Source organism: Nocardiopsis sp. TNDT3 (genome assembly GCF_003427465.1).
GTDB lineage: Bacteria > Actinomycetota > Actinomycetes > Streptosporangiales > Streptosporangiaceae > Nocardiopsis > Nocardiopsis dassonvillei.
The window spans coordinates 1-6083 of record NZ_QPFC01000750.1; the positions used below are offsets into that span (position 1 = coordinate 1).

At 74.1% G+C, this 6083-nt stretch carries 5 protein-coding genes; 4 read left to right on the forward strand and 1 reads right to left on the reverse strand.

What is annotated here, in order from left to right:
- Window positions 1-619: PucR family transcriptional regulator ligand-binding domain-containing protein (locus DQW06_RS18520; RefSeq protein ID WP_198662482.1), on the reverse strand; the 619-nt coding region annotated here is incomplete at its 3' end.
- A gap of 265 nt (window positions 620-884) precedes the next feature.
- Here DQW06_RS18520 and DQW06_RS18525 point away from each other — a divergent pair.
- From DQW06_RS18525 to DQW06_RS18540, 4 genes are read left to right on the forward strand one after another with little or no spacing between them, the layout of a single operon-like run.
- Window positions 885-1754 (forward strand): xanthine dehydrogenase family protein subunit M, encoded by an 870-nt coding sequence (locus tag DQW06_RS18525; protein ID WP_013153253.1) that lies wholly within the window; start codon window positions 885-887, stop codon window positions 1752-1754.
- Window positions 1745-2248, forward strand: coding sequence for a (2Fe-2S)-binding protein (locus DQW06_RS18530; protein WP_019607128.1), 504 nt, complete (start codon window positions 1745-1747; stop codon window positions 2246-2248). The genes DQW06_RS18525 and DQW06_RS18530 overlap by 10 nt, the downstream gene beginning before the upstream one ends.
- The gene (locus DQW06_RS18535; protein WP_117198998.1) at window positions 2245-3606 is read left to right on the forward strand and encodes an 8-oxoguanine deaminase; all 1362 of its coding nucleotides are present in this window, start codon (window positions 2245-2247) and stop codon (window positions 3604-3606) included. Before DQW06_RS18530 ends, DQW06_RS18535 begins: the two co-directional genes overlap by 4 nt.
- Window positions 3606-6038, forward strand: a complete 2433-nt coding sequence (locus DQW06_RS18540; protein WP_013153256.1) for a xanthine dehydrogenase family protein molybdopterin-binding subunit — start codon at window positions 3606-3608, stop codon at window positions 6036-6038. Before DQW06_RS18535 ends, DQW06_RS18540 begins: the two co-directional genes overlap by 1 nt.
- Window positions 6039-6083: the final 45 nt, after the last annotated feature.

Below are 6083 nucleotides of genomic sequence, written 5' to 3' on the forward strand. Positions count from 1 at the left end.
GCTGGGGGGTGCGGACGGTGTGGGGCAGGGCGGGGCCGGTCAGGGCGCGGGCGGCGATCCACCCGCGCTCGTCCTCGGGCAGGGGCCCGCCGGAGGCGGCGATGTGGCGGCCGGTGCAGGACAGGACCCAGGCGGCCCGCCCGGTCTGCGCGGCGGCCTCGGCGAAGGCCCGGGGGAAGTCGGCCCCGGCGGCGACGTCGGCCATGAGGCGGCGGTGGCGGTCGCGGGTCTCGGCGATGGTGGTGAAGCGGTGCTGGGTCAGGGAGCGCAGCACCTCCTCGGTGACCGCGCCGAAGGAGGTCTCCGGGGGCACCTCCACCAGGGGCAGGTCGTGCTCGCGGCAGGCCTCCACCAGATCGGCGGGGACCTCGCCCAGGGCGGTCCCGGCGCCGACGGCGACCGCCCCGGCCCCGGCGACGGAGGCCACGAAGGTGCGCGAGTCCTCGGGGCGGGTGCGCCACATCATCCCGGTGAGGACGAACTCGCCGCCGCGCAGGTAGCGTGCGGGTTCGAGCAGGTCGGTGGTGTAGGCCCACCGCAGGGTGCGGTGCGCGTGCTCGGCCCCCGACAGGAATCTCAGGTGCAGCCGTGTGACCGCGAGCAGCTCGCTGATCCGCATGAACGTCCCTCTGTCGCTCGTGTGGGCGGCGGGCGCCCGGGGTGGTGAGGCGGTGGATGTTACTCCGGTGACGCCACTTGTAGGAAACGCCCAACGATAACCGTTCGTTCCGCGGCCACTTCATGTCATCACTTGCTGGTAGTGACCGCGCTCCCAGTGGTGTACTTCACAGCATCGGCGATACCCACCAGGGAAGACGCGACCGACAGACCGCGCCGGGCCGCGAGCGAGCGGCGGCACGACCATGGCGACAAGAGGACCGAGCATGGAGTTCCTGAGCCCCTCCACACTGGAGGAGGCCCTTGAGGCGAAGAGCGCCCTGCCCGAGGCGGTGCCCATCATGGGCGGTACCGACGTGATGGTGGAGCTCAACTTCGACAAGAGGCGGCCGCCCGCCCTGATCGACCTGACCCGGATCCCGGAACTGGCCGACTTCGGACCGGACGGGGAGCACACCCGCCTGGGCGCGGGCGTGTCCTACACCAAGGTGATCGAGCACCTGTCGGAGCGGGCCCCCGCCCTGGCCAGGGCCTCGCGTTCGGTGGCCTCCCCGCAGATCCGCAACCGCGGCACCGTGGGCGGCAACCTGGGCGGCGCCTCTCCGGCCGGGGAGTCCCACCCGCCGCTGCTGGCCACCGACGCGGTCATCGAGCTGGCGTCGGTGCGGGGCAGGCGCCGGGTGCCCGCCCGCGAGTTCTACCTGTCGCTGCGCACGACCGCGCGCCGGGCCGACGAACTGATCACGGCGGTGCTGCTGCCCGAGCCGACCGGCCCCCAGCAGTTCGCCAAGATCGGCACGCGCAACGCGATGGTCATCGCGGTGACCTCCTTCTCCCTGGCCCTGGACACCGAGCGCCGGGTGGTGGGGACGGGCGTGGGCTCGGCCGGCCCCACGCCGCTGCGCGCGGAGGCCGCCGAGAAGTTCCTGGCGGCGGAGTTCGACTGGGAGGACGGCCGCCCGCTCGCGGAGCCGGTCGTGCGCGAGTTCGGCGCCCTGGTGGCCGCGGCCGCCCGCCCCATCGACGACCAGCGGGGCAGCGCCGAGTACCGCAGGCACGCGCTGTCGGTGATGGCGCGCCGCGCACTGAGCTGGTCGGTCACCGACTACCGGAAGGGAGCCACGCGATGCGCGTGAGTTTCAGGGTCAACGGCGAGGACGTCACCGCCGACGACGTGTGGGCGGGCGAGAGCCTGCTGTACGTGCTGCGTGAGCGGCTGGGGCTGCCGGGCAGCAAGAACGCCTGCGAGCAGGGCGAGTGCGGCTCGTGCACGGTCTACTTCGACGGCGTGACGGCGTGTTCGTGCATGATCGCCGCCGGGCAGGCGCAGGGGCGCGAGGTGCGCACCGTGGAGGGCCTGTCCGGGGGCGAGGGGGCCGAGCGCGAGCTGGGCACGGTGCAGGAGGCCTTCGTGGAGGCGGGCGCGGTGCAGTGCGGGTTCTGCACGCCGGGTCTGCTGGTGCAGACCGACGACCTGCTGGAGCGCACGGTGGGCGCGGGGCTGCCCGCTCCGGAGGACGCCGAGATCCGTGAGGCGCTGGCGGGCAACCTGTGCCGGTGCACCGGGTACGAGAAGATCCTCGACGCGGTGCGTCTGGCCGCCTCGCGGCGGATCGGGAGCGGCACGTGAACGCGGCGGAGGGCTTCGTCATCGAGGGCGCCCACGTGGTGACCGTGGACGGCGCGGAGTACGCCGACGGCCACGTGGCGGTGCGCGCGGGTCGCATCTCGGCGGTGGGCGCGGGACCGACCCCCGGGGCCGAGGGGCTCCAGCGCGTGGACGGGCGCGGGTGCCTGGTCACGCCGGGTCTGGTCAACACGCACAACCACCTCTACCAGTGGGCGACGCAGGGGCTGTTCGCCGACGGCACGCTCTTCGAGTGGCTGGTGGGCTCCTACGAGATCTGGGGCCGTCTGGACGCCGACGTGGTGTCGGGGACGACCTCGGCCGGTCTGGCCCACCTGGCGCTGTCGGGGTGCACGACCGCCTCCGACCACCACTACGTCCATCCTTCGGGCCGCGGCGACATCGTGGCCGCCGAGGTGGAGGCCGCCCGCGAGGTGGGCGTGCGCCTGGACCTGGCCCGCGGGTCGATGGACCGGGGGCGGAGCCAGGGCGGTCTGCCGCCGGACGCCGTGGTGGAGTCGCTGGATCAGGCCCTGGCGGGCACCGCCGAGGCCGTCGACGCCCACCACGACACCGCGCCCGACGCGATGACGCGGGTGGCGGTGGCCCCGTGCTCGCCGTTCTCGGTCTCGCGCGAGCTGATGGTGGAGAGCGCGGCGCTGGCCCGGGACCGGGGGGTGCGGCTGCACACCCACCTGGCCGAGACGCTCGACGAGGAGGAGCAGTGCCTGGAGGAGTTCGGGTGCACCCCCGTGGAGTACGCCGAGAAGCTCGGCTGGCTGGGCCCTGACGTGTGGTTCGCGCATGCCGTGCACCTGTCGGACGCGGCGATCGGGCGGATCGCGGCCACGGGCACCGGGGTGGCGCACTGCCCCACCTCCAACGCCCGCCTGGGCGCGGGGATCTGCCGGGTGCCCGAGCTGCTGGAGGCGGGCGTGCCGGTGGGTCTGGGCGTGGACGGCCCGGCCTCCAGCGAGCTGACGCCGCTGGCCGGTGAGATGCACCAGGCGCTGTTGATGGCCCGCGCCCGCAGGGGCCCCAAGGCGCTCAGCGCCCGCCAGGCGCTGGAGATGGCCACTCTGGGCGGCGCCCGGGTACTGGGCCGCGACGCCGAGCTGGGCTCCCTGGCGGTGGGCAAGCTGGCCGACATCGCCCTGTGGCGGGTGGACGGGTTCGGCTACGACGTGATCGGGGACCCGGTGGTGGCGGCGGTCTTCGGCCCCACCCCGCCCCTGGAGCGGCTCTGGGTCGGCGGGAACACCGTCGTCGACCGCGGTGAGCTGCGCACCCTGTCCGCGGAGACCGCCGCCGCGCGCGGCCGTGCGGCGCACCGCACCCTGACCCAGGAGGTGAGCCGCTGATGGCGGCGACGACCCGTACCGTGACGGAGCTGAGCAGCACGACCAGGGACGGGGTGGGCTCCAGCCCGCGCCGCCCCGACGGAACCCTGAAGGTCACCGGCGAGTTCGCCTACTCCTCGGACATGTGGATGGAGGACATGCTGTGGGGGGCGACCCTGCGCAGCCCCCACCCGCACGCCGAGATCCGCGGCATCGACGTCACCGAGGCGCTGAAGGTGCCCGGGGTGCACGCGGTGCTCACCCACGAGGACGTGCCCGGGAACAAGCGCTACGGGCTGGAGTACCAGGACCAGCCGGTGCTGGCCTTCGGCAAGGTGCGCTACAAGGGCGAGGCGGTGGCGATCGTGGCCGCCGACCACCCCGAGACCGCCCGGCGGGCGATGGAGCGCGTCCGCGTGGACTACGCGGTGCTGGAGCCGATCAGCGACCCCCGGCGGGCCGCGCTGGACCCCGACTGCCCGCCGGTGCACGAGCCGGGCACGGTCCCCGACCACCCCGAGTACAACCCGCGCGGCAACCGGCTGCGCTACCAGCCGGTGCGCACCGGCGCGTTCGCCGCCGTGGCGGGCTCGGCCGAGCGCGAGGGCGAGGTCCTGGAGCGGCTGCGCGCCGAGGCCCACGCGGTGGTGGCCTCCGAGTACGAGGTCGGTATGCAGGACCAGGCCTTCCTGGGCCCGGAGTCGGGTATGGCCGTTCCGGCCGAGGACGGCGGGGTGGACCTGTACGTGGCCACGCAGTGGCTGCACGTGGACCAGCGCCAGATCGCCCCGGCGCTGGGGCTGCCCGAGGACAAGGTGCGGCTGACCCTGGCCGGGGTGGGCGGGGCCTTCGGCGCCCGCGAGGACCTGTCGATGCAGATCCACGCGGCCCTGCTGGCGCTGCGCACGGGCAGGCCGGTCAAGTTCGTGTACAACCGCGAGGAGTCCTTCTACGGGCACGTGCACCGGCACCCGGCCAGGATGCGCTACGAGCACGGGGCGCGCGCGGACGGCACGCTGCTCTACGCCACGGCGGAGATCATCGTGGACGGCGGCGCGTACGCGTCGGCGACCCCCGCGGTGGTGGGTGTGGCCTCCTCCCTGGGCATCGGCCCCTACGAGGTGGAGAACGCGCTGGTGGACGCCTACGGGGTGTACACCAACAACCCGCCGTGCGGCGCGATGCGCGGGTTCGGCGCGGTGCAGGCCTGCTTCGCCTACGAGTCGCAGATGGACCGGCTCGCCGAGGAGCTGGGCATGCACCCGGTGGACCTGCGGATCAGGAACGCCATGTCGCAGGGCTCGCGGATCATCACGGGCCAGGAGATCGACATGCCGCTGCCGATGGCGGAGATGCTGGAGCGCTGCCGCGCCCTGCCGATGCCGCCCGAGCGCGACGCGCTGGCCGACCCCGCCGACCAGCGCACCCTGCCGGGCGGGGTGGCGGGCACCACGCGCGGCGAGGGCGTGGTGCGCGGTGTGGGCTACGGCCTGGGGCTGAAGAACCTGTGCTTCTCGGAGGGGTTCGACGACTACTCCACCGCGCGGGTGCGACTGGAGGTCGTGGGCGGCGAGCCGGTGGTGCTGGTGCACACGGCGGCGGCCGAGGTCGGCCAGGGCCTGGTGACGGTCAAGGGGCAGATCGCCCGGACCGAACTGGGCGTGGAGAGGGTGGTCATCGCCCCCGCCGACACCCGGGTCGGCTCGGCGGGCTCCTCCTCGGCCTCGCGGCAGTCGTACATGACCGGCGGCGCGGTCATGACGGCGTGCGCGTCGGTGCGCGCCGAGGTGTTCGCGCTGGCCCGCGAGCGCGGGATCGTGCCCGAGGCGCTGCCCGACACCGACCTGTCCCTGGACGGGGGCAAGCTGGTGTCGGCCACGGTCGGCGCGCTGGTGTCCCTGGCGGACCTGCTGGGGGAGTCGGCGCGCGGCGGCACGGTGGTCGAGCACACCCGCGAGTACCACCACCGGCCCACCGAGATGCTCGACCCCAAGCTGGGCCAGGGTTCCTCTCACAACCAGTTCGGGATGTGCGTGCACCGGGCCGTGGTGGACGTGGACGTGGAGCTGGGCCTGGTGAAGGTGGTCGCGCTCGACGCGGTGCAGGACGTGGGCCGGGTGCTGCACCCCCAGCAGCTGGCGGGGCAGATCCAGGGCGGCTCCACGCAGGGACTGGGCCTGGCGCTGATGGAGGAGGTACAGGTCAAGGACGGGGAGATCCGCAACCCCTCGTTCACCGACTACCTCATCCCCACCATCCTGGACACTCCGCCGATGCGCATCGACGTGCTGGAGCGGCCCGACCCGCACGCGCCCTACGGGCTGCGTGGCGCGGGTGAGCCGCCGACGCTGTCCTCGACCCCGGCCATCGTGGCCGCGGTGCGCGCGGCCACCGGCAGGGCCCTGACCCACGCTCCGGTGCGCCCGGAGGACATCGTGGGCATCGACCTGTAGCCGCGACCGGGCGACGCGGTCCCCCGCCGCGCCGCCCCCATGAAC